This is a genomic window from Bradyrhizobium sp. CCGUVB23, from assembly GCF_024199885.1.
In the GTDB taxonomy this organism is placed as follows: Bacteria; Pseudomonadota; Alphaproteobacteria; order Rhizobiales; family Xanthobacteraceae; genus Bradyrhizobium.
Window position 1 is genome coordinate 8,902,068 of sequence record NZ_JANADQ010000001.1, and the last position, 23,414, is coordinate 8,925,481.

A 23,414-nucleotide genomic window follows, 5' to 3' on the forward strand; every position below is an offset into this window, starting at 1 on the left:
CGCTGCTGAGCCGGGGCCTAGCTGGGTCCCGGCTCAGCGGTGCATCGCTCGCGCGCTGCACCGCGTCCGGGACACGAGAACCTTACTGGTCTGCCCGAAACAACAGGCACGCATCGCCATACGAATAGAACCGATACCCCTCCGTGATCGCATGCGCATAGGCCTGCTTCATCGTCTCGAGCCCCGAGAATGCCGACACCAGCATGAACAGGGTCGAGCGCGGCAGATGGAAATTGGTCAGCAAGATATCGACCGCGCGGAAGCGATAGCCGGGGGTGATGAAGATCGCCGTGTCGGCCGCGAAGGGCTGGATCGTGCCATCCTCATCGGCTGCGCTCTCCAGTAACCGCAGCGACGTCGTGCCGACCGCGACGATGCGGCCGCCGTTCTTCCGCGCCGTGTTCAGCGCATCCGCCGTCTCGGGAGAGATCGTCCCCCATTCCGCGTGCATCTTGTGGCCTTCGGTGTCGTCGACCTTCACCGGCAGGAACGTCCCCGCCCCGACATGCAGCGTGACACGGTTGAGGCCGACACCGCGCGCGCTCAACGCCTGCTCCAGTGCCGGCGTGAAATGCAGGCCGGCTGTCGGCGCTGCGACGGCGCCCTCATTGGCCGCGAACATGGTCTGGTAGTCGGCCAAGTCCTGCTCGTCCGGCGTGCGCTTCGAGGCGATGTAGGGCGGCAGCGGCGGGCTGCCGAGATCTGATATCGCCTGATCCAGCGTCGGCCCGTGGAACGAGAACGACAGCGTCACCTCGCCCTCGGTGCCCTTGGCTTCGACCTCGGCATCGAGATGGCCAAGCAGGCAGACCTTGCCTTCGTTGCCGAAGCGGATGCGGTCACCAGCGACGAGCTTCTTGGCCGGCTTTACCAGCGCCTGCCAACGCGAACCGTCGAGCCGCTTGATCAAGGTCGCCTCGATCTTCGGCTCGGTCTCGCGGCCGATGCGGCGTCCCCTAAGCTGCGCCGCGATCACCTTGGTGTCGTTGACGACGAGCTGGTCGCCCGGCTTCAGCCATTGCGGCAGGTCGGAGATGAGCTGATCGCGCAGCGCGCCGCGCTCCACGACCAGCATCTTCGCGGAGTCGCGCGGATGCACCGGGCGCAGTGCGATGCGCTCGGCGGGCAAATCGAAATCAAAGAGATCGGTGCGCATAATCTTGAAGCCACCATCGTCATTCCGGACGCCGCGCCACAAGCGCGGCGATCCGGAATCTCGAGATTGTGGCGCGACATTCCGGGTTCGCGCTAGCGCGCGCCCCGGAATGACGATTTCTGGCTACTCCTTGTCCGCCGCCATGCGCGCCTTGACGATCTTGTCGGGATTCATCACGGGCTCGCCGCGCTTGATCTTGTCGACGTTCTCCATGCCCGCGGTGACCTTGCCCCACACGGTGTACTGGTTGTCGAGGAAGTGGGCGTCGTCGAAGCAGATGAAGAACTGGCTGTCGCCGGAATCGGGGTTGGCGGCACGGGCCATCGAGGCGGTGCCGCGCACATGCGGCTCCTTGTTGAACTCGGCCTTCAGCTTCTTGCCGGAGCCGCCGGTGCCGGTGCCGTGCGGGCAGCCGGTCTGCGCCATGAAGCCGTCGATCACGCGATGGAACACGATGCCGTCGTAGAAGCCTTCGCGCACCAGCTCCTTGATGCGCGCGACGTGGCCGGGCGCGAGGTCGGGCCGCATCTCGATGGTGACGGGGCCCTGCGTGGTTTCGAGGATCAGGGTGTTTTCGGTGACGCTCATGTTCTTCTCTCTTGGGTTGGGGGTGAAGTCTTCCGGCCGTGGAACTGGACCGCGAATGGACGCCCCGCAGCGGCGCCGGCCATCGTTTCGGTAAATGGCATCGGCGTGCAGCGTTGCAATGCCTCCATCACCGCGATCCGGTACTGCAACCGGTCATCGTCGGACGCCTCGGCGGACTCGTAGGTAATCCGCGGATGGCCCAAAATGTCTCCGGCGCGGTTAAAGCTCACGACGACGGTAATGTCGATGGGGCGAGCCTTTGCTGGCGGCGGCGGTTTCCAGCAGCGGCCCAGCCGCACAATGACATCGCGGATGGTATTGACCTTGTCGTCCTGCGCAGGCGCGCTCGTGCCAAGCAGGAGCACCGCGGCAGCTACGAGGAGCTTTTCGCCGCGGCGCGCCATCGTCTCTCCTATTTGATGTCGGCGGCGACCTGCACCTTCACCATCTTGTCGGGATCGGTGACGGTGCCGCTTCCGGAGCCAGGCGGGGCCTTCTTCAGCTTGTCGACGACGTCCATGCCCTGCACGACCTCGCCGATCACGGTGTACTGGCCGTCGAGGCTGCCGCCGTCCGCGAACATGATGAAGAACTGCGAATTGGCGCTGTCGACGCTATCGCCGCGGCGGGCCATGCCGACGATGCCGCGGGCGAAATGCACCTTGGAGAATTCCTGCTTCAGGTTCGGATATTTCGAGCCGCCGGTGCCGTTGCCGTTCTGGCCGTCGCCGGTCTGCGCCATGAAGCCGTCCATCACGCGATGGAACGGCACGTTGTTGTAGAAGCCCTCGCGCGCGAGCTGCTTCAGCCGCTCGGCGTGCTGGGGCGCAAGATCCGTGCGCAGCTTGATGACGACGCGGCCTTTGGTGGTGTCGATGACGAGCGCGTTGGCCTTGTCGAGGCCCGCCGGCAGGGTCTGGGCGACCGCAGGGGCAATGCCGATCAACCCGGCAAAGATCGTGGCAAGGATTGCGAGACGACGGATCATGAAAACTCCGGATCAGATGAGATGAAACGCGCGCCGTTAGCTGGCGAATTTTGCCTTGAGCAGGCTTGCGACGAGCGGCGGTACGAACGCCGAGACATCCCCGCCCATGCCGGCGATCTGGCGCACCAGTGTGGCGGTGATCGGGCGGACCATGGGTGAGGCCGGCAGGAAGACGGTGTGCACCTCCGGCGCCATGGCCTCGTTCATGCCGGCGAGCTGCATCTCGTAGTCGAGGTCGGTGCTATCGCGAAGACCCCTGATCATGATGGTCGCACCGTGCTTGCGCGCCGCGGTCACGGTCAGGTCGTCGAAGGTCGTGGCTTCGAAGGCGCAGCCGGCCTGGGCGGCGATCGGCCCGCAGACATCGTGCAGCATCTGAAGCCGCTCCTCGGTCGAGAACAGCGGCTTCTTGCCGGGGTGCACGCCGAGCGCCACGACCAGCCGGTCGCACAGGGTAACGGCATGCCGGACCACGTCCAGATGGCCGTTGGTGATGGGGTCGAAGGAACCCGGATAAAAGGCGATACGCGGCATGGCCTCCTCCTACCGCGCCACGCCCTGCCCGGCAAGCCGGTCAGGTTCCCTGCCCGCTTTTCCTGCGAAAGCCTGTCGGAATCCCCTGAACTGTTTCGTCCTGGGGGCAGCGACGAAACAAAACGGATGGCGAACGAAACCATTTTCGCCATCCGCGAAGACGTCCGGAAACTGGCCATGGTTACTAATCCGCCCAACGAAATGACGGGCCGCAAACAGGCGCAGCGGCCGCATCACAGGGGACCGTCGATGATCAAGGCTCTTTCAGCGATCGCTGTTGCTGCGTGCGTTGCCGCGGCTCTTACCGTGCTGCCCGGTTTCGCTCCGACCGTCGAAGCCAGCGTGCCGCAGCCCCTCGCCAAGGGTGACCGGCTGGACATCCGCGTCGTTGGCAAGGATTGCTCGCAGCAAGCCTGGCCGAACTTCGAAGCCTCCTGCCTGCGCCGCGCCGACACCAAGGCCAACGTCCGAGAGGTGCGCCTTGTGACCGCCGACCGGACGCCGTAGGCCAACGCTGCCTAATCCGGCGTCATCCGGCGTCACACAAACCCCATGGAAATTTGCGACGTCTCGTCGCAGACTGAGCTGACGATCGCGCCCCCCGGATAGCCCGGCGGGCGCGTCGCCATGAGGGGGTTGCCATTGTCCAGTACGCCTGCTGTTGCTACCGGCCACCATCCCGATCCGCTGCCGCTTGCCATGACCATGGGTGCCCTCGGGGTCGTCTATGGTGATATCGGGACCAGCCCCCTTTATGCCCTGAAGGAAGCCGCCAAGGCGGCCGCCCATGGTGGGACGGTGACACAGGACGCCGTGCTCGGCGTTGCGTCCCTCATCCTGTGGGCGCTGCTCCTGATCATCTCGCTGAAATACGCGCTGCTGATCCTGCGCGCCGACAACCGCGGCGAAGGCGGCATCGTGGCCCTGCTGGCACTGCTGCATGCTCGTCAGGCGCAACCAGGCACCTGGCGCGCGCATCTCCTGGTGGTCGGCCTCGTCGGCGCCGCCCTGCTCTATGGCGATGGCGCGATCACGCCGGCGATCTCGGTCCTGAGCGCCATCGAAGGCCTGAAAGTGGATGCGCCCTCGCTCGCGCCGGTCGTGGTGCCCATCACCATCGTCATCCTGATCGGTCTCTTCATGATGCAGAAGCAGGGCACCGGCTTCATCGGCCGGATCTTTGGCCCCGTCATGCTGGCCTGGTTCGGCGTGCTCGCCGCGCTCGGCATCCACGGCATCGTCAAGGCGCCAGCGGTGCTGGCTGCGCTGAGCCCGCTCTATGCCTTCGAATTCCTGATCCACCAGGATTTCCACGTTTCCTTCGCGATCCTCGGCGCGGCCTTCCTGGCGGTGACCGGCGGCGAGGCGATGTATGCCGACATGGGGCATTTCGGGCGCTTGCCGATCCGGCTCGCCTGGTTCGCCATCTGCCTGCCGGCCCTGGTGCTCAACTATTTCGGCCAGGCCGCGCTCCTGATCACCGACCCCACGATGATCGAGAATCCGTTCTTCCAGCTCTGCCCGGATGCGCTGCATTACCCGCTGGTCGCCTTCTCGGCGGTTGCGACCGTGATCGCCTCGCAGGCGATCATCTCGGGCGTGTTCTCGCTGACCCAGCAATCGATCCAGCTCGGCTTCCTGCCGCGGATGCAGATCCGCCATACCACGAGCCATGCGATTGGCCAGATCTACGTGCCGCTGGTGAACTGGCTGCTCGCCGCCGCAACGCTCGGCGCGGTGCTCTCCTTCGGCACCTCGGATGCGCTCGCCGGAGCCTATGGCATCGCGGTGTCGCTCCTGATGGCGATCACCACGCTGCTCGCCGCGCTGGTCGCAATCCAGTGGGGCTATTCGCCCTGGCTCGTGGTCGCGGTCAACGGCTTCTTCTTCGCGATCGATGTGATCTTCTTCGCAGCCAATTCGATCAAGCTGTTCGAGGGCGGATGGTTTCCGCTGCTGCTCGCCGGCCTCGTCGCCTTCCTGATGCTAACCTGGCGCAGCGGCGTAAAACTCGTCGAGCACGCCCGCGCGCGGCTACGCCAGCCCGAGGAGGATCTGATCGAGACCGCGGTCAACAAGTGCCGCGCCCGCCTGCCCGGCACCGCCGTCTATCTCGCTTCGGCGCCGAGAGGCGTGCCGCTCGCGCTGACGCAATTCGTCAAGCACAATCGCGTCCTGCACGAACGCGTGCTGCTCGTGACCGTCCTGATCGAGGAAATCCCCCACGTGCCCGACGAGGAGCGCACCGAGGTGATCGAGATCATCCCGGCGATCACCCGCGTGGTCCTGCATTACGGCTTCATGCAGAACCCGACCATCTATGAGGGGCTGAAGCTCGCCTGCCGGCAGGGCAAATTGCCGGGCATCGACCTCTCCGACATCACCTACTATGTCGGCCGCGAGACCATCATCCCGCGCGAGGACGTCCCGGGCATGTGGGTCTGGCGGGAGTCGCTGTTCGCCTTCCTGCAACGCAACGCCGAACGTTCCGCGGCATTCTTCGGCGTGCCGACTGGACAGGTGGTGGAGTTCGGCACGGAGCTGGAGATCTAGCGAGCCGGACCGGCGCAACTACCTCTGCGTTGCCGGCACCCGCCGGACCGTCCAGCCGTCGTTGAAACGCACCAAGACTGCGTCGCACTTATCGTCCGGACATTTCTGCTCGGTGTCGGCTGGAAATACGCGCAGCGCGACGTGATCCTCGTCGATCCAGCGCTGATGGCGCCATTCGAACAGCGCGTCCTGCGCGTGCTTCCATTGCAGCGCAGGCGCGTCGCCTGCAGTCGAGCCGACGGCGAGGTCATACTCGCCGCCGTGCGCATAATCGTTGTCGATAACGAGAAAATTCGTGCCGTCATCCGAAAGGAATGGCACGCCAGGGAGAAGCAGCTTGGCCCCCGTGCGTGCGCTGACGAGCTCGACGCCGCTACCCTCGTAATACTTAGCCGCGATGGAATAGACGTGGGCTACCGGATGGTAGCCGGCAAACCAGTACTGAACGCAATGCTGCACGTCGTCGGTCTCACAGGCCTTTGTATCGGTCCGATAGATTTTTGACGTGCCGTTCTCGAGCTGCAGCGTCAGCAAATCGCCCTTCCGGCTCGCGCGCTTTCCGTACTCGCGCAGGCAGACGGGCTCCCGGGCGTCAAGCTTCTGATCGTCGATGTCGGCGCGGCACGTGTCGGCGACGGCGTTGGCAGCCGGCTGCGCAGCCGCCTGCCCGGCCAATGCGGCGCCAAGCAAACCAACGACAAAAAGAATGCAGATGACGCGCACGTTCCCGGCGAGTCCGTAAGTTGCTAGCGGATGACGGATCGATCCCCGGACACTACTCAAAGTGACGAGCGGCGGCAACTCTGCCGCCTTCTGCGCTGAGTTCGTAGCCCAGATGGAGCGAAGCGCAATCCGGGTTCTTCGTGATGTCAGGTGCTGTCCCGGATTTCGCTTCGCTCCATCCGGGCTACGCTCCTACGCACCGTAACTAGTGTCCGTTCCCGTTCTCGCCATTGCCGTTCTCCGCCTCTTCCGTGATGTGTTCGACCGAGACGACGTGCTCGTCCTCGGCGGTGTCGAACACGATCACGCCCTGCGTCGAACGCCCGGCGATGCGGATGCCTTCGACCGGGCAGCGGATCAGCTGGCCCTTGTCGGTCACCAGCATGATCTGGTCGGCCTCTTCCACCGGGAAAGACGCCACCAGATTGCCGTTGCGGTTGTTGACGCTCATGGCGACGATGCCTTTGCCGCCGCGGCCCGTGGTGCGGTACTCGTAGGACGAGGTCCGCTTGCCATAGCCGTTGACGGAGACGGTCAGCACCACCTGCTCGGCCGCCGACATCTCGACATAGCGATCCTGCGAGAGCTCGCTCGCGCCTGACGTCTCCTCGGTTTCGGCCTCTGCGACCTCATCCGTCGCACCTTCGCCCGCGACCGCGCGGCGCATCTTCAAGTACGCCGAGCGTTCGTCCGAGGTCGTCTCGACGTGGCGCAGGATCGCCAGCGAGATCACCTTGTCGGCCCCCGCCAGCGCAATGCCGCGGACGCCCATCGAGGTGCGCCCGGTGAACACGCGCACGTCGGTGACGGGAAAGCGGATGCACTGGCCGCCGGCGGCGGTCAGCAGCACGTCGTCGCGCTCGGTGCAGATCTGCACGTCGACGATTGATTCATTGTCGTCGAGCTTCATCGCAATGATGCCGGAGCGGCGGACGTCGACGAAGTCGGACAGCTTGTTGCGCCGGACATTGCCGCCGGTGGTGGCGAACATCACATCTAGCTGGCCCCAGGTGGATTCATCCTCGGGCAGCGGCATGATCGTGGTGATGCGCTCGCCCTGCTCGAGCGGCAGGATGTTGATCAGCGCCTTGCCGCGCGCGTTCGGCGCCGCCATCGGCAGACGCCAGACCTTCTCCTTGTAGACCTGGCCGCGCGACGAGAAGAACAGCACCGGCGTGTGCGTGGAGGCCACGAACAGGCGCGAGACAAAATCCTCGTCGCGGGTCTGCATCCCGGCGCGTCCCTTGCCGCCGCGGCGCTGGGCCCGATAGGCCGACAGCGGCACGCGCTTGACGTAACCGGCATGGGAAACCGTGACGACCATGTCCTCGCGCTGGATCAGGTCCTCGTCCTCGACCTCGCCTTCCTGCTCCATGATCACGGTCCGGCGCGGGGTGGCGAACTCCGCCTTCACCTCGGCGAGCTCGGTCTTGACGATGTCGAGGATACGCGCGCGCGAACGCAGGATGTCGAGGTAGTCGCCGATCTCGCCGGCGAGCTTGGACAGCTCGTCGCCGATCTCATCGCGGCCGAGCGCCGTGAGGCGCGCGAGGCGCAATTCCAGGATGGCCCTGGCCTGCTCCAGCGACAGACGGACGGTGCCGTCCGCATTGATGCGGTGGCGGGGATCATCGATCAGCGTGATGATGTCCTCGACGTCACGCGCCGGCCAGTCGCGCGTCATCAGGGTCTCGCGCGCAGCGGCCGGCGTCGGCGAAGTCCGGATCACGCGAATGATCTCGTCGATATTGGCGACCGCAATCGCAAGACCGACCTGCTCATGGGCGCGCTCGCGCGCCTTGCGCAGCTTGTACTTGGTGCGGCGGGTGACGACCTGCTCGCGGAAGCCGACGAAGATCGTCAGCATATCCTTCAGGTTCATCGTCTGCGGACGGCCGGAGTCGAGCGCGACGGCGTTGACGCCGAAGCTCGTCTGCAACGGCGTGAACTTGTAGAGCTGGTTCAGCACCACGTCGGGCACGGCGTCGCGCTTGAGCTCGACGACGACGCGGTAGCCGTCGCGGTCGGACTCGTCGCGCAGATCGGAGATGCCCTCGATCTTCTTCTCTTTGTAGAGCTCGGCGATGCGCTCGACCATCGTCGCCTTGTTCACCTGATACGGAATCTCGGTGATGACGATCGCCTCACGTTCTTTCCGGATCGTCTCGAACTCGACCTTGCCGCGCATCACGATCGAGCCGCGTCCGAGATGGTAGGCGCTGCGGATGCCCTGGCGCCCCAGGATGATGCCGCCGGTCGGGAAATCCGGACCTGGGATAATGTGGTTCAGTTCGTCGATGGTGAGCAAAGGATTGTCGATCAACGCCAGGCAAGCGTCGATCACCTCGCCCAGATTGTGCGGCGGGATGTTGGTGGCCATACCGACGGCGATGCCGCCGGCGCCGTTGACCAGCAGGTTCGGGAACCGCGCCGGCAGGACCACCGGCTCCTTGGTCGAGCCGTCATAATTGTCCTGAAAGTCGACCGTCTCGCTCTCGATGTCCTCGAGCAGTTTGAGCGCGATCTTGGTCAGGCGCGACTCGGTGTAGCGCATCGCCGCCGGCGGATCGCCGTCGACCGAACCGAAATTGCCCTGCCCGTCCACGAGCAGTTCGCGCATCGAGAAGGGCTGCGCCATACGCACCAGCGCGTCATAGATCGCCTGGTCGCCATGCGGGTGGTATTGGCCCATGACGTCGCCGACGATGCCGGCGGACTTCTTGTGCTTCTTGTCGGGGGTATAGCCCTCCTCGTTCATCGAGAAGAGGATGCGCCGGTGCACCGGCTTCAAGCCATCGCGCGCATCGGGCAGCGCGCGCGCCACGATCACGCTCATGGCGTAATCGAGGTAGGACTTCTTCATCTCGTCGAGGATCGAGATCGGGCGAATATCCGAAGGATGCTCCGGCTTGTCGCCGGGCTTGTCGTTGTCGTCGTCAGCCAAGGGGGAATCCGGTGAGTTCTTGTCCGGGAATCATATAGCGCATCGAGGGTCTGATAACCACCCTGGCAAGGCTCCCGGGAAGCGCTTTTTCCGCTTATTTTTCCAACGACTTACGGCTCCCGCGAAGCCTCCTTTGGAGCGACGGAGCAGGCCGAATGGAACCCTGCCTTAAGAGCCGAAAATCACGTGATGCATGATGCGTCCCGGCAGCAGCGTGAACAACCCTGCGACCACCAGCGCGCCGATGAACATGAAGATCATGATCCGCCGGTGATCGGCGACGCGATGGGTATGCGCCCGCCACACCGCGAGCGGCAGCATCACGAGCGTGAAGATCGAGAGCAGATGAATCGGGCTGAACGGCCCGACCAGCCGGATCCGGTGGATCCAGAACGATGACGCGGCCACGATGGCCATGAGTGCCACCCAGATCCAGCCAACGGTCCGGTGCGGCAGCGTGCCCTTGGGAGCCGCGAACTGGACGACGCCGAGCACGAAGGCAGTCATCGCTGCAAAGGCGTGGAGCGGGATGGCTGGAGCGGCGTCAAGCAGCGGCGCGAGCATCATGGCTGAGGCATCCCGGTGATGGCGCCTCGAGAAGCCGGCGCGGAACGATGTAAATAGCATTAACATGAAGTGAATGCCATTCACATCGCTGGGCTGGGAAATCCTTAATGCGCAACATTAGGCAGGCCTGCAAAAACAAGCCCGATCAGCAAATTGGTAAGAAATGCTGCCCCTTCTCACGAAGGCGGCGAACCATTCCGTTAGAAGGGGGTGTCCACTTAGAACGGAATGTCGTCGTCCATGTCGCTGTTGCGGCCGCCGCCCGCGGCGACTGCGCGGCGCGGTGCGCTGCTCACCGGGCTGCTGGAGCCGAAATCGCCGCCCGGCTCCTCGCCGAAGCTGCCGCCTCCCCCGCCACCACGGCCGTCGAGCATCGTGAGGTTGGAGCTGAAGCCCTGCAACACGACTTCGGTCGAGTATTTCTCGGCGCCGCTCTGGTCGGTCCATTTGCGGGTCTGCAGTGCGCCTTCGACGTAAACCTTCGCGCCCTTCTTCAGGTACTGCTCGGCGACCTTTGCGAGTCCCTCGTTGAAGATCACGACGCGATGCCACTCGGTCTTTTCCTTGCGCTCGCCGGTCGCCTTGTCCCGCCAGGTCTCCGACGTTGCGACGCTCAGATTGGCGATCGGCCGCCCGTCCTGGGTACGGCGGATTTCAGGATCCTTGCCGAGGTTGCCGACCAGAATGACCTTGTTGATGCTTCCCGCCATCGCCGCTCTCCACTCCAAACTGCGAAATTGTTCGAAAAAGCCGGAGCCGTGCCAAAACCGCTCGCTGCCGCCTGCTGTGCGACCCTATACGCTGGCGGACGTCGCCGAGCCCGCGGTCCCGCAGGTTATCCCCACATATAGCACCCGGGCCAGCAACGTTCCAGCTTTGTTCTTGCGCAAGCAGTGGCGGTATAAACCAGCAAGTTAAGATTGCACATCTAACAAGTTAATGGAACCGCATGGAACTTTTTCGGGTTCCCGCGGACGGAAATACCGCTTAACATTCATTAAGTTAGGAACCGCTCAGTTCGCTCGCGACTGTTGCTTTTGGGAGACGGACTCTACCGGTGGATCAGGCTAGGTTTGACGCGACATCGATTCATTGGGCGTCGCGCCTTGATTGACCGCTTCGGGGACCAGAGAAGCGGCACAGCCGGAGGGACAGAAATGAAGAAGATTTTGGTTGGGGCCATTGGTGCAGTTGCGTTGAGCCTGTCGGCTCCGGCGAGCGCGGCGGATCTCGCTGCGCGTCCGTACGTAAAGGCTCCGCCCCCGGCAATCGCCGCGGTCTACGACTGGAGTGGCTTCTACATCGGCATCAACGGCGGCGGCGGCTCGGCCCACAAATGCTGGGACTTCGTGGACAGCACCGGCCTTGTGACCGGTGTTCCCGGCAGTCTCGTGGGTGAAGGGTGCCACAATGCGACCGGCGGCACGGTTGGTGGTCAGATCGGGTATCGCTGGCAGACTGGCCAGTGGGTGTTCGGCTTCGAAGGTCAGGGCAACTGGGCCAACTTCAACGGCGATAACACCAGCGCCGTCTTCCTGGCCGACCGCAACCGTTCGCGAATCGACTCCTTCGGCCTGATCACCGGCCAGATCGGCTATGCCTGGAACAACGTGCTGTTCTACGTGAAGGGCGGCGGTGCGGTTGTCGGCGACAAGTATGACATCTTCGACATACCGACCGGCGTGCTGGTGGCTTCGGCTCGCGAAACCCGTTGGGGCGGCACGGTTGGCGCTGGCCTGGAAGTCGGCTTTGCGCCGAACTGGTCGGTGGGCGTCGAGTACGACCACATCTTCCTCGGCAATCGCACCCTCGGCTTCACGACGCCTGGTGGCATCGCGGCCGGGAGCGACCGGATCAGCCAGAACGTCGATATGGGCCTCGTCCGCCTGAACTATCGCTGGGGCGGGCCGATGATCGCGAAGTACTGATCCTTCGCCAAACCTCTTCCTGTCGAAAAGGCCGGCCTCGCGCCGGCCTTTTTTGCTGTCCGGGTACAGCCGGTATGAACAGGTCAGCCATCCTTACACGTTTTCCGCGTGGTGTGGCATCTCGGGCACACAACTTGCGGCTTTACTGGTGTAAGCACGACATCAGTTGGACCAGAACGTCCGATGTCCTTCCGCGCACGGAAGGCAAAAACAGAAACTGGGACTGGGACTAAGTTGAAAATGAAGAAGGTTTTGTTGGCTTCGGCCAGTTTGTTCGCACTCAGCGCGTTCGCTCCGGTCATGGCTGCCGATCTGGCGGCCCGCCCCTACACCAAGGCTCCAGTGGCCCCCGCCGCGGTCTATAACTGGACCGGCTTCTACCTCGGTGGCTTCGGTGGCTACGCTTGGGAAAACACCTCCACTGACCCGAAGATGAAGGGCGGCTTCGCCGGTGGTACGGTCGGCTACAACTGGCAGGCCAGCAACATCGTGCTCGGTCTCGAAGCCGATGGCGGCTGGGCTGACGTGAGCGCGACAGCCGGCACGCCTGGCGTGGCCGCGATCACCAGCCGGATCAATGCGCTCGGAACCGTGCGCGGTCGCGTCGGCGTGGCGTTCGACCAGGTCCTGCTCTACGGCACCGGCGGCTTCGCCTGGATCAACAACAAGCTGACCGCGGACGTGCTTGGCGTGCTCGCCTCGGACAGCCAGTTCCACACGGGCTGGACGCTCGGCGCGGGTGTCGAAGCTTTCTTTGCTCCGCAGTGGTCGGTGAGGGGCGAGTACCTCTATCGTAGCCTCGGCAGCGAGAACTACTTCGCCGGCACCGTCTCGTCCGGCACGCTGAACCTCCACACCGTGCAGGTCGGCGTGAACTATCACTTCGGCGGCCCGGTCGTCGCGAAGTACTGATCTTCGAGATTGATTCTCGACGGAAAGGCCGGCTTGCGCCGGCCTATTTGCTTGGGCCAGAGGCGGCAGCTCTGCGGGCTACTGCCATGTCCTGCCAGCACGCCAACAATCCGTTGACGATTCGCAACTCGCACTGGAAATCCGCTCTCGTTCTTCCTACGTTCGCAGCCTACCCAACGGCGTCCATCCCCGGTTCTCGGGCGAGGCGCGCCTGAACGCCGGCGCGGCCCGCGCGGCGTGGGAATCTCCTTGGGGACCACTGGGATGGACGAAGTGATCAAGGCGAAGCGCCAACAACAGAACGCGGGCTCGAGTCTCCGCGCAATTACGATCCGTGGCGCGCGCGAGCACAACCTCAAGAACATCGACGTCGAGATTCCCCGCGACAAGCTCGTGGTGTTCACCGGCCTCTCCGGCTCCGGAAAATCCTCGCTCGCCTTCGACACCATCTATGCCGAAGGCCAGCGTCGCTACGTCGAGTCGCTCTCGGCCTATGCCCGCCAGTTCCTGGAGATGATGCAGAAGCCGGACGTCGACCAGATCGACGGTCTGTCGCCCGCCATCTCGATCGAGCAGAAGACCACCTCGAAGAACCCGCGCTCGACCGTCGGCACCGTCACCGAGATCTACGACTACATGCGCCTGCTGTGGGCGCGCGTCGGCGTGCCCTATTCGCCCGCCACCGGCCTGCCAATCGAGAGCCAGACGGTCTCGCAGATGGTCGACCGCGTGCTGGCGCTGCCCGAGGGTACCCGCCTGTACCTGCTCGCGCCGGTCGTGCGCGGCCGCAAGGGCGAGTACAGGAAAGAGCTGGCCGAATGGCTCAAGAAGGGCTTTCAGCGCGTCAAGATCGACGGCACTTTCTATGAGCTCGCGGAGGCGCCGAGCCTCGACAAGAAATTCCCGCACGACATCGACGTCGTGGTCGACCGCATCGTGGTGCGCGCCGATATCGGCCAGCGCCTTGCCGAAAGCTTCGAGACTGCGCTGAAGCTCGCCGAGGGCCTTGCCGTCGTCGAGTTCGCAGATAGCCCGGCGGCTGCACCCGTCGAAGAGAAAAAGAAGACCGCCAAGATTCACGACAAGAGCGGGCCAGAGCGCATCCTGTTCTCGGAAAAGTTCGCCTGCCCGGTCTCCGGCTTCACCATCCCCGAGATCGAGCCGCGGCTGTTCTCGTTCAACAATCCCTACGGCGCGTGTCCCGCCTGCGGCGGTCTCGGCGTCGAGCAGCATGTCGACGAGGACCTCGTCATCCCCGACAAGGAGATGACTCTGCGCAAGGGCGCGATCGCGCCCTGGGCCAAATCGTCATCGCCCTATTACGTGCAGACGCTGACCGCGCTCGGCAAGCACTACAAATTCACGCTCGACACAAAGTGGAAGGATCTCGCAAAGAAAACGAAAGACGCGATCCTCTACGGCTCCGGCGAGGACGAGATCAAGTTCTCCTACGAGGACGGCGTTCGCTCCTACGACACCAAGAAACCGTTCGAGGGCGTCATCACCAACATCAATCGCCGCTATCGCGAGACCGAGAGCGAGTGGGCGCGCGAAGAGCTGGCGAAGTACTTCCACGACGTCCCCTGCGAGGCCTGCAAGGGCTTTCGGCTGAAGCCTGAGGCGCTCTGCGTCAAGGTTGGCGGCAAGCACATCGGAGAGATCTCGGAACTGTCGGTCAAGCGCGCCGGCGAATGGTTCGAGGGCGTGCCCGACGCGCTGAACAAGCAGCAGAACGAAATCGCGGGACGCATCCTGAAGGAGATCCGCGAGCGCCTCACCTTCCTGCTCGACGTCGGCCTCAACTATCTCACGCTCTCCCGCTCCTCAGGCACGCTGTCCGGCGGCGAGAGCCAGCGCATCCGCCTCGCCTCGCAGATCGGCTCGGGACTGACCGGCGTGCTCTACGTGCTGGACGAGCCCTCGATCGGCCTGCACCAGCGCGACAATGCGCGCCTGCTCGATACGCTGAAGCGCCTGCGCGATCTCGGCAATACCGTGGTCGTGGTCGAGCATGACGAGGACGCCATTCGCCTCGCCGACTACGTCCTCGACATCGGCCCCGGCGCCGGCATGCATGGCGGCCACATCGTCGCCGAAGGCACGCCCGCCGAGATCATGCGCAACCCGAAATCGCTGACCGGCAAGTACCTCACCGGCGAGCTCGAGGTCGAGGTGCCGGAGCGCCGCCCGCCGAACCATCGCCGCACCATCAAGGTGGTGAACGCGCGCGGCAATAATTTGAAGAACGTCACGGCGGAGATCCCGCTCGGCCTGTTCACCTGCGTCACCGGCGTCTCCGGCGGCGGCAAGTCGACGCTGCTGATCGACACGCTCTATCGCGCCATCGCCCGCAAGCTAAACAATGCGAGCGAAGGGGCCGCGCCCCACGACCGCATCGAGGGCCTCGAGCACATCGACAAGATCATCGACATCGACCAGTCGCCGATCGGCCGCACCCCGCGCTCGAACCCGGCGACCTATACCGGCGCCTTCACGCCGATCCGCGAATGGTTCGCCGGCCTTCCCGAAGCGAAAGCGCGCGGCTACGAGCCCGGCCGCTTCTCCTTCAACGTCAAGGGCGGCCGCTGCGAGGCCTGCCAGGGCGACGGCGTCATCAAGATCGAGATGCACTTCCTGCCCGACGTCTACGTCACCTGCGACGTCTGCAAGGGCAAGCGCTACAACCGCGAGACGCTGGAGGTCCTGTTCAAGGGCAAGAGCATCGCCGACGTGCTCGACATGACCGTCGAGGAAGCCGCCGAGTTCTTCAAGGCGGTGCCACGCGTCCGCGAAACCTTCAACACGCTGCACCGCGTCGGCCTCGATTACATCCATGTCGGCCAGCAGGCCACCACGCTCTCCGGCGGCGAAGCCCAGCGCGTCAAGCTGGCAAAAGAGCTGTCCAAGCGCGCGACCGGGCGCACGCTCTACATCCTGGACGAGCCCACGACGGGTCTGCACTTCCATGACGTCAAGAAGCTGCTGGAGGTGCTGCACGAGCTGGTCGCGCAAGGCAACACGGTCGTGGTCATCGAGCACAATCTCGAGGTCATCAAGACCGCAGACTGGGTCATCGACCTCGGCCCTGAAGGCGGCGACGGCGGCGGCGAAATCGTCGCCTGGGGCCCGCCGGAAGACATCGTCAAGGCGCCGCGCAGCTATACGGGCAAATTTCTGGAGCCGGTGCTGAAGAAGGCGGGCAAGCCGAAGCGCAGGAGCACGAGCGAAGCGGCGGAGTAGGCTTGAGCCATGTTGGCTGGCATCAGCATCGAACGTACGGGCTCGAAGGATACCGGCATCTGTGATTGCTGTGGTCGTACCAGTCGCACCGTTTGGGGACTCGCGTCCAACGAAACGCAAGGCCTAGCCGCGTACTACGTGCACTGGACTCTTGGTCACATTTCAGATCAAGGCGCCAACATCGATCTCATCGTTGGGAATTGGGGAAAAGGCACCACCGCAGCGGACCGTTGTGCGGTCGCTCTGGCCTATCGCCTATTGGATACTGGTCCAGCTATGATGGTCATCGATGCTGGACCACGATCCTTCTCCCGCAGCCCTCTCATCGGCAAGGTGTTCGCGCGCGACGAAGTGGTAGGTACCCCCTTTGCCCAACAGATATTCAGCATCGCCGATGCAGTACTTGCGCAAGACGACCGTATTGCCGAACTACTTGGATGATAAAAGATTGAGGCACCGGGTCGCAAAACGTAGGGCGAAGTTGACAGGGCTAGCCGACTGACCGCTCTACCAGACATGCCCTACTCCCTCGCCATCTTCGATCTCGACGGCACGCTGGCCGACAGTTTTCCGTGGTTTCTGCGCACCATCAACGACGTTGCCGATAGCTTCGGCTTTCACCGCGTGGCAGATGAGGATGTCGAGGGGCTGCGGCATGCCTCGACGCGCGAGATTTTGAGGCGGCTCGAGGTGCCCTTGTGGAAGCTGCCGGCGATCGCACGGCATGCGCGGCGGTTGAAGGCGGAGGCAGCGGCGGAAATTTCCCTGTTCGCCGGCGTCGAGGCCATGCTGCAGACGCTGGCCGCAAGAGGCGTGCAGCTCGCGCTGGTGACCTCGGACAGCGAAGCCAATGCGCGCGAGAAGTTAGGTGCGGCAGCTAACCTGTTCGCGCATTTCGACTGCGCCGCTTCGGTGTTCGGCAAGCCCGCGAAATTCCGCCGGGTCATCCGCCGCGCCGACGTCGAGCCGGCACAGGTCATTGCCATCGGCGATGAGGTGCGTGACATCGAGGCGGCCCGTAGCGTTGGCATTGCGTGCGGCGCCGTCTGCTGGGGCTACGCCGCGCCGGCGGCGTTGCGAGCGCTGGCGCCCGATCACACGTTCGAACAGATGGACGAAATAGCGGATGCGTTGTGCCGGGCTCGCTCTCCTGATCCCGCCAACGCAACTTAGGAGGCGCTGATGGCAATCACGGAAGCTGCCCGCTTAATGCTTTTGGCGCCGCCCGTCGGCAGGGTGCGCGTCGTGCTCGACACCGATACCTACAACGAGATCGACGATCAGTTCGCGCTCGTCCAGATGCTGCTCTCGAAGGAGCGCTTCGACGTGGAGGCGATCTACGCCGCCCCGTTCTTCAACAAGCGCGCAGACAGCCCTAGCCACGGCATGGAGCTGAGCTATCAGGAAATCCTGCGCCTGCTGGAGCGTCTGAACGTTTCGCCTGACGGTCTGGTTCATCGCGGCGTCACCGACTATGTCGGCGCCCAGAAGCAAGCCCGCGAAGCGCCCGCTGTCGACGACATGATCGCGCGAGCGCGGGCCGGATCGCCTGACAAGCCGCTCTACATCGTTGCCATCAGCGCCATCAGCAACGTTGCCTCAGCGCTTCTCAAGGCGCCCGATATCAGGGATCGCGTCGTGGTGGTGTGGCTTGGCGGCCATGCGCTGGAATGGCCGCACACGATCGAGTTCAATCTCAAGCAGGATGTCGGTGGCGCCCAGGTGCTGTTCGACAGCGGCGTGCCCCTGGTGCTCGTGCCGTGCAAGGGGGTGACCTCGCATCTTCACTCGACCGTGCCGGAGATCGAGCGCCATGTCGAACCTCACGGCAGCATCGGCGCGTTCCTGGCGATGCGGTTCAAGGAGTATTCGTCCGATCATCTCGGCTGGTCGAAAGAGATCTGGGACATGGCGCCGGTCGGCTGGCTCCTGAACCCGGATTGGGCGCCGAGCGTGATCATCCCGGCGCCTGTCGTGACGGAGCAGATGACCTGGAGCATCGATCGCAGGCGACATGCTATCAGGTATGTGACCTTCGTGGACCGAAATCCGATTCTGCGGGACTTCTTTTTGAAGTTGAAGGCGTTCGCCGAAGCGAAGACTTCGTAGGGTGGGTTAGCCCTGCGGCTGCGCGAAGCGCAGTCCGCCAGGCGTAACCCACCACTTCTCTCGACGCGCGGTGAGTAAAGAGGTGGGGTTACGCTTCGCTAACCCACCCTACGCACCGCCACGCACTGCCCCTTACTCCGTCCGCCTGAGAAACGCCCCGAACGCGCGCGGGCCATCGCCAACCTTGACCTCATCAGTCACTTTCAGCTCGATCGCATCGATGACGCTCACCGAGTTGCTCTCCCAGTTCGCGACGATGATGCGCTTGCCGTCGGCGGTGGCGGCGATGCCTTCCGGATAGTCGCCGACAGTGATGCGCTTGACCGGCTTCAGCGTCGCAAGGTCGAACACGCTGACGGTGCCGCCATATTGGTCGGTAGCAAAACCGCGGCCCTGCGCCAGGGCCACCGCGTACGGCCGCATGCCCACCGGCACGCGGCCGATCTCGCGCGCCTCTGCAATATCGATCACGGAGACATCGTTCGATCCGACATTGGCGGTGAAGGCGCGCCTGCCCTCTGCATCGATGGTGATGCCGAACGGGCGCGTGCCGACCTTGATGGTGGCCCGCCGCTCGCGTGTCGCGGTGTCCACGACCGAGACGCTGTCGGCGTCGCGATCGGCCGATAGCAACAGTCGACCGTCAGGTGTCATTGCCAGCCCGGAGGGCGAGGCACCGACCACAATGCTTGCGACCACGCTTTGTGTCCGCGGATCGATCACCCGCACGGCCGCCGCGTACCAGTCGGCGACATAGACGGTCCCCCCATCCGGCGCCACGGCGACGCCGAGCGGACCGCCGCCGACGTCAATCCGGCCGACGACCTTCCGGGCAGCAGCGTCGACCACCGTGAGCGCCTTGGCGTCGGGACTCGTCACATAGGCAAAGCGCCCATCCGCCGTGACGGCAACGCCCGCCGGCTTGCCGCCGATCGCAATCGTTGCGACCGGCCGCAGCTTTGCGAGATCCACGACCGTCAGATTGTCGCTGAGCTGGTTGGTGACGAACGCCTCCTCGGCAGAGGCTTCCTCGACCGGGACCAGGCCGATGCTGGCGGCCAGCGCCGCCAGGACCATCACGCGCACGCTCAGCTTCCGCTCTCGATCTTCTTCTTCAGTGCCTCGAGGCCGCCCTTGTAGAGCCCGCTCACCGCCTTCACCGCCGCCTCGTCGCTGAGCTCCGGTGGCGGGTCATTGTTGGGAAAGCCGCGATAGAATGCGCCGGCCCATTCCAGCTTCGTCTTGCCTTCCGGAGCCGGCGACACCGACAACGTCGAGGAATAGTTGGTGACCGGCAGCACCTTCACGTCGACGGTCGTGATCCGGTACGAATAGCTCATCATGTCGGGCTCGTATTTGTAGAGCTCCTCGTCGATGGTGGCGCCGGTCCCAAGCGTCAGTCGCCGCGTGGCGCCGATCTCGTTGCCCTTCTCGCCCTCGGTCTTGCTGACGCCCGCGAGCCAGCTCATGTCCTGGAAATTGCCGATCACCGCCCAGACCTTGGCCTGCGGCGCGTTGATCTCGATGGATTCCCGCACCTTCTGCCGGGTCGGCCCGTGCGCCCAGGCGGCCGTCAAGGCCGTCGTCCCCACCGCCAGCGCCGCAAACACGGCCAGCGCCGTCCTCTTCGTCACCCTCATGTCGTATCCTCAAATGTGTTGTTGGTCTCTGCACGACTGCCGCGCGCTGCGGACATGGTAACGTAGTTTTGGACGGGATCGAGGCCCTTGGTGGCGATTTCGATGGTCTAACGGCGTCGCGTTCTCCCCATGTCCCGTGCCCGCTACTCGTCCTGGAGTGCCGCGTCGACGAATCCGGCCGGATCGTCGCAAAACTCGCGCAGCACCTTGAAATGTTCGGTCTCCCACAAGGTCGCCGGCTCCAGTCCACCTTTGGTCAGTCGCAACAAGGTCGCATTGGGATAAGCCATCAACATCGGCGCGTGCGTAGCCATGATGACCTGGCAGATGCGGGAGTCCTCCATGCGCCGCAGCAGCTTCAAAAATTCGATCTGCCGTGCCGGCGAGAGCGCGGATTCCGGCTCGTCGAAGATGAAGATACCCTGGCGCTGACAGCGCTCCTCGAAGAAGCGCAGGAAGCCTTCACCGTGCGAATGGGACAGGAAATCAGGTGGCGGACCACCCGGCAGTCCCATTTTCATGTCTTCGAGCGCCAGCTTATCGAGCCACCTCGCCAACGAAAAAAAGCTCTCGGCACGGAAGAACCAGCCATTAGTGATCTTGGGCAGCCAGCTCGCGCGCAGCGCCTTCGACAGTTGGCCGCCCATCTTCTCCAGCGCGTCGGAATGGTCGACAGGCCTGTAGCCTTTGCCACCGCCGGCATCGTCGAAGCCAGCAAGGGTCGCGATCCCCTCGAGGATGGTGGACTTCCCGGTGCCGTTCTCGCCGGCGATGATGGTAATCGGGGCTTGAAAACTAAGCTCGAAGTCGTCGGCGAAGATGGGAAGGCAAAACGGATAGGTTTCCCGATTGGATATCTTCGACGGCTCAAGCCAGACTCGTTTCAAATACGGCGCGGGCAAATTGATCGTGCGATTGCCTCTCCTGCCCATATTCCGGTCCCCAGCCAGTTGTTGCTGCCAAATCGGCCATCGCTAGGAACATAACAAGAACAATCGCCGCATGGAAGTGGTATCTGTGGCCAGCTACAAACTCCGATTGCTCCCTAATTCAGCACCTCCAGCACCAGCTCCATCGTCATCAGCACGGGATTGTCGCCGCGGATCAGCCGGCCCTCGGCGAGGCCGCCGGCGTAGTCGACGAGGGCGACGTCGAGCGCGGCCTGCAGTGCGCCGGAGCCGCCGGGGGCGATCGTGCCGGCCGTTATCGCCAGTTCGGTGGCAAAGGGCTCGGTCACGCCGCCATGGGTGAAGCGCGCGCCTATGGTCGAGCCGACGCCGCCGTGGATCCTCGCACGCGCGATGCCGTGCTCGCGGCAAAAGCCTTCGAGCGCCCCCGCAAAGTCCTGGTTCGGCCGCAGCCGCAGCGCGAAGGCGCGGCTTGTGGCCTGTGCGCCGCTAGGCTCAGCGGCCACCGGTCCGAACAGCTTGAAGTTGGTTTCGCCGTCAGGCTCCGCCGTGAACATCGCTCCGTCGATGCCGAACGCCGCAACCTCGAACGGCTCCGCGACGACAGTCTCCTCGGGAAGCATGTGGCCGCCGCTGGCGCGACCGTCCGCCTCGGTCCAGAGCCCGTGGCAATGAAAGAACGGCGCACCGTCGCGCCTGCCGAGCGTCAGGCTGCCCAGCTTCACCCGCGTCACGCCCTGGGGTCGAAAGGTGTCACTGTAGAACGCGGCGTTCTCGCCCGTCTTCGACAGCGCCGGCATCACGTAAGCGAACGGGCCGAGCGCGCCGGGACCGAAGTTGAGCACGCCGCCGGCAAAGCCCTCCGCCGCGAAGCCGCGGCGTGCGGCTTCAAGCAACGGCATGCCGGCCTCGAGCCTGAACGCGAAGGCCCGTCCCCTCGCCTCCACCCATTGGATACGCTCGGCGACCGGTGCGCCCGGCTGCTTGATGCTCCGCATGATCAGCGCTCAGCCCGCCTGCTTGTTGTCGAGATCGAGCAGGCCGCGTGCCTCGAGCTCGTCGCGCACCATCCGCTTGGGGATCTTGCCATAGCCCGACTTCGGCAGGGCCTCCCAGAAGAAGAAGCGCTTCGGCATCTTGTAGCGCGGCACCTTGGGGCCAAGGAACGCCGCCATCTCGGCCTCGCTCACGGGTTTTGCACCTTCGCGCGCAACGCAGACGGCAACGCCGACTTCGCCCCAGGTCGGATCGGGCACGCCGAGCACGGCGACCTCGCCGACCGCGGGATGGGTCAAAATCTTCTCCTCGATCTCGCGCGGATAGATGTTGGAGCCGCCGGAGATGTACATGTCGGAGGCACGTCCTGTGATGTACACGAACCCCTCCTCGTCCATGTGGCCGAGATCGCCGGTCCGGAACCAGCCGTTGCGAAACGCCTTCGCGTTGGCCTCGGGGTTATCGTAGTAGCCGGCGAACACTGCAGGCCCGATGACGCAGATCTCCCCGCTCTGGTTCGACTTCAGCTCATGGCCCTCGTCGTCCTGGATCGATACCTGCATGCCCGTGCGCTCGAAACCGCAGGTGCCGATCTTGGCATGCGGACCGTCCTCGACATCGTGCAGCGCCGCCGGCAGCACGGTGATGTTGCCGGTGACCTCGCCGAGGCCAAAATACTGCACGATGACCTTGCCAAGCTTGTTCAGCGCGGTCTTCTGATCCTCGCGATACATCGGCGCGCCGGCATAGATCACCTGGCGCAACGAGGAATGGTCGAACTTGTCGACCGCGGGATGCTCGACCATCATCTTCAGGATCGTCGGCACGGTGAAGAGATTGCTGACACGATGCGTCTCGATCAGACGGAACGCCTCGCCGATGTCGAACTTCTCCGTCGGCAGCAGCACGGTACGCGCGCCGCGCGCAGTCTGCATCAGCTGATGCACGCCGGCGCCATGCGACAGCGGCGCGACCACGAGCGATGCATCCGCCTCGGTGGTGCCCGGCGTCAGATCGGCAAGGTGATTGGTAACCACAAAGCCCATCTGTCCATGCGTGAGCACGGCCGCCTTGGAGCGGCCGGTGGTGCCGGAGGTGAAGAAGAACCAGCAGGGATCGTCATGCTCGACGGCGACGTTCTCGATCGTCGCGCCTGCATGCTTGTTGATCGCCTCCGCAACGGTGGTCTCACCGAACGCGCCGTCACCGATGCGCCACGTGAACTCCAGCGCGCCGCTGGTCACGGCCGCGGCATGCTCGGAAAAATCGCCGTGGCACAAAAATCCCTTGGCGCCGGAGGCCTGCGCGAGATAGGCGACCTCGTCCGGCATCAGGCGGAAGTTCGTGGGCACCCAGATCGCGCCAAGCCGGAATGCGGCGAACATCGAGAAGAACATCTCGTCGCCATTCTTGGAATGGACGAGGATGCGGTCACCTTTGGTGATGCCGCGCACGGCAAGCGCAGCGGCGAGCGCGGACACCTGCGCGTCGATCTCGCGCCAGGTCCAGGATCTGTCGCCCCACACGAAACCCGGCCGCGCCCCGTGCCGCCGCGCATTCTGGGTCAGCATGTAAGCGAGGTTCATGACGCGGCGCGACATCCGCAATGGTTGCATGGGGCTTCCTCT

The 23,414-nt window shown here is 64.2% G+C and carries 22 protein-coding genes; 8 read left to right on the top strand and 14 right to left on the bottom strand.

Going from position 1 to position 23,414, the window contains the following annotated elements:
- Positions 1–82: 82 nt before the first annotated feature.
- From queA to coaD, 5 genes are all read right to left on the bottom strand, one after another.
- Positions 83–1,156 carry a tRNA preQ1(34) S-adenosylmethionine ribosyltransferase-isomerase QueA gene (gene queA / locus NLN62_RS41700; protein WP_254112495.1) on the bottom strand — a complete coding sequence of 358 codons (1,074 nt, stop codon included), beginning with the start codon at positions 1,154–1,156 and terminating at the stop codon, positions 83–85.
- Between the two features lie 123 nt (positions 1,157–1,279).
- A complete protein-coding gene (locus tag NLN62_RS41705; RefSeq protein ID WP_027526922.1) occupies positions 1,280–1,744 on the bottom strand; it encodes a peptidylprolyl isomerase in 465 nt (154 codons plus the stop codon).
- On the bottom strand, positions 1,741–2,148 hold the full coding sequence (locus NLN62_RS41710; protein ID WP_027526921.1) for a hypothetical protein: 408 nt from the start codon (positions 2,146–2,148) through the stop codon (positions 1,741–1,743). Before NLN62_RS41710 ends, NLN62_RS41705 begins: the two co-directional genes overlap by 4 nt.
- Before the next feature lie 8 nt (positions 2,149–2,156).
- Positions 2,157–2,732, bottom strand: a complete 576-nt coding sequence (locus tag NLN62_RS41715) for a peptidylprolyl isomerase (protein WP_254112496.1) — start codon at positions 2,730–2,732, stop codon at positions 2,157–2,159.
- Between the two features lie 36 nt (positions 2,733–2,768).
- Positions 2,769–3,266: a pantetheine-phosphate adenylyltransferase gene (gene coaD, locus NLN62_RS41720; protein ID WP_027526919.1), complete on the bottom strand. Its 498-nt coding sequence runs from the start codon at positions 3,264–3,266 to the stop codon at positions 2,769–2,771.
- Positions 3,267–3,515: 249 nt separating this feature from the next.
- Here coaD and NLN62_RS41725 point away from each other — a divergent pair, with 249 nt between their 5' ends.
- Positions 3,516–3,773: a hypothetical protein gene (locus NLN62_RS41725; RefSeq protein ID WP_027526918.1), complete on the top strand. Its 258-nt coding sequence runs from the start codon at positions 3,516–3,518 to the stop codon at positions 3,771–3,773.
- 192 nt (positions 3,774–3,965) lie between these two features.
- Complete coding sequence (locus NLN62_RS41730; protein ID WP_027526917.1) at positions 3,966–5,819, top strand: potassium transporter Kup; 1,854 nt, start codon at positions 3,966–3,968, stop codon at positions 5,817–5,819.
- 18 nt (positions 5,820–5,837) lie between these two features.
- Here NLN62_RS41730 and NLN62_RS41735 read toward each other — a convergent pair whose 3' ends face one another.
- From NLN62_RS41735 to NLN62_RS41750, 4 genes are all read right to left on the bottom strand, one after another.
- Positions 5,838–6,620 carry a hypothetical protein gene (locus tag NLN62_RS41735; RefSeq protein ID WP_254112497.1) on the bottom strand — a complete coding sequence of 261 codons (783 nt, stop codon included), beginning with the start codon at positions 6,618–6,620 and terminating at the stop codon, positions 5,838–5,840.
- A gap of 127 nt (positions 6,621–6,747) precedes the next feature.
- Positions 6,748–9,486: a DNA gyrase subunit A gene (gene gyrA / locus NLN62_RS41740; protein WP_254112498.1), complete on the bottom strand. Its 2,739-nt coding sequence runs from the start codon at positions 9,484–9,486 to the stop codon at positions 6,748–6,750.
- A 168-nt stretch (positions 9,487–9,654) separates the two neighbouring features.
- Positions 9,655–10,053 (bottom strand): DUF2306 domain-containing protein, encoded by a 399-nt coding sequence (locus NLN62_RS41745; protein ID WP_027526914.1) that lies wholly within the window; start codon positions 10,051–10,053, stop codon positions 9,655–9,657.
- A gap of 218 nt (positions 10,054–10,271) precedes the next feature.
- Positions 10,272–10,763, bottom strand: a complete 492-nt coding sequence (locus tag NLN62_RS41750; RefSeq protein ID WP_254112499.1) for a single-stranded DNA-binding protein — start codon at positions 10,761–10,763, stop codon at positions 10,272–10,274.
- 447 nt (positions 10,764–11,210) lie between these two features.
- Here NLN62_RS41750 and NLN62_RS41755 point away from each other — a divergent pair, with 447 nt between their 5' ends.
- From NLN62_RS41755 to NLN62_RS41780, 6 genes are all read left to right on the top strand, one after another.
- Entirely contained in the window at positions 11,211–11,981 is a 771-nt protein-coding gene (locus NLN62_RS41755; protein ID WP_027526912.1) for an outer membrane protein, read from the top strand.
- Positions 11,982–12,221: 240 nt separating this feature from the next.
- On the top strand, positions 12,222–12,893 hold the full coding sequence (locus tag NLN62_RS41760) for an outer membrane protein (RefSeq protein WP_254112500.1): 672 nt from the start codon (positions 12,222–12,224) through the stop codon (positions 12,891–12,893).
- Between the two features lie 264 nt (positions 12,894–13,157).
- A complete protein-coding gene (gene uvrA, locus NLN62_RS41765) occupies positions 13,158–16,133 on the top strand; it encodes an excinuclease ABC subunit UvrA (RefSeq protein ID WP_254112501.1) in 2,976 nt (991 codons plus the stop codon).
- A 9-nt stretch (positions 16,134–16,142) separates the two neighbouring features.
- A complete protein-coding gene (locus tag NLN62_RS41770) occupies positions 16,143–16,574 on the top strand; it encodes a hypothetical protein (RefSeq protein WP_035664444.1) in 432 nt (143 codons plus the stop codon).
- A gap of 75 nt (positions 16,575–16,649) precedes the next feature.
- Positions 16,650–17,306 (top strand): HAD-IA family hydrolase, encoded by a 657-nt coding sequence (locus NLN62_RS41775; RefSeq protein ID WP_254112502.1) that lies wholly within the window; start codon positions 16,650–16,652, stop codon positions 17,304–17,306.
- 9 nt (positions 17,307–17,315) lie between these two features.
- Positions 17,316–18,242 (top strand): nucleoside hydrolase, encoded by a 927-nt coding sequence (locus tag NLN62_RS41780; RefSeq protein ID WP_027526908.1) that lies wholly within the window; start codon positions 17,316–17,318, stop codon positions 18,240–18,242.
- Positions 18,243–18,374: 132 nt separating this feature from the next.
- Here NLN62_RS41780 and NLN62_RS41785 read toward each other — a convergent pair whose 3' ends face one another.
- From NLN62_RS41785 to NLN62_RS41805, 5 genes are all read right to left on the bottom strand, one after another.
- Entirely contained in the window at positions 18,375–19,328 is a 954-nt protein-coding gene (locus tag NLN62_RS41785) for a cytochrome D1 domain-containing protein (protein ID WP_254112503.1), read from the bottom strand.
- A 2-nt stretch (positions 19,329–19,330) separates the two neighbouring features.
- Entirely contained in the window at positions 19,331–19,882 is a 552-nt protein-coding gene (locus NLN62_RS41790; RefSeq protein WP_254112504.1) for an SRPBCC family protein, read from the bottom strand.
- A gap of 143 nt (positions 19,883–20,025) precedes the next feature.
- Positions 20,026–20,814 (bottom strand): AAA family ATPase, encoded by a 789-nt coding sequence (locus NLN62_RS41795; RefSeq protein WP_254112505.1) that lies wholly within the window; start codon positions 20,812–20,814, stop codon positions 20,026–20,028.
- A 113-nt stretch (positions 20,815–20,927) separates the two neighbouring features.
- A complete protein-coding gene (locus tag NLN62_RS41800) occupies positions 20,928–21,788 on the bottom strand; it encodes a PCC domain-containing protein (RefSeq protein WP_254112506.1) in 861 nt (286 codons plus the stop codon).
- 9 nt (positions 21,789–21,797) lie between these two features.
- The gene (locus NLN62_RS41805; RefSeq protein ID WP_254112507.1) at positions 21,798–23,402 is read right to left on the bottom strand and encodes an acyl-CoA synthetase; all 1,605 of its coding nucleotides are present in this window, start codon (positions 23,400–23,402) and stop codon (positions 21,798–21,800) included.
- Positions 23,403–23,414: the final 12 nt, after the last annotated feature.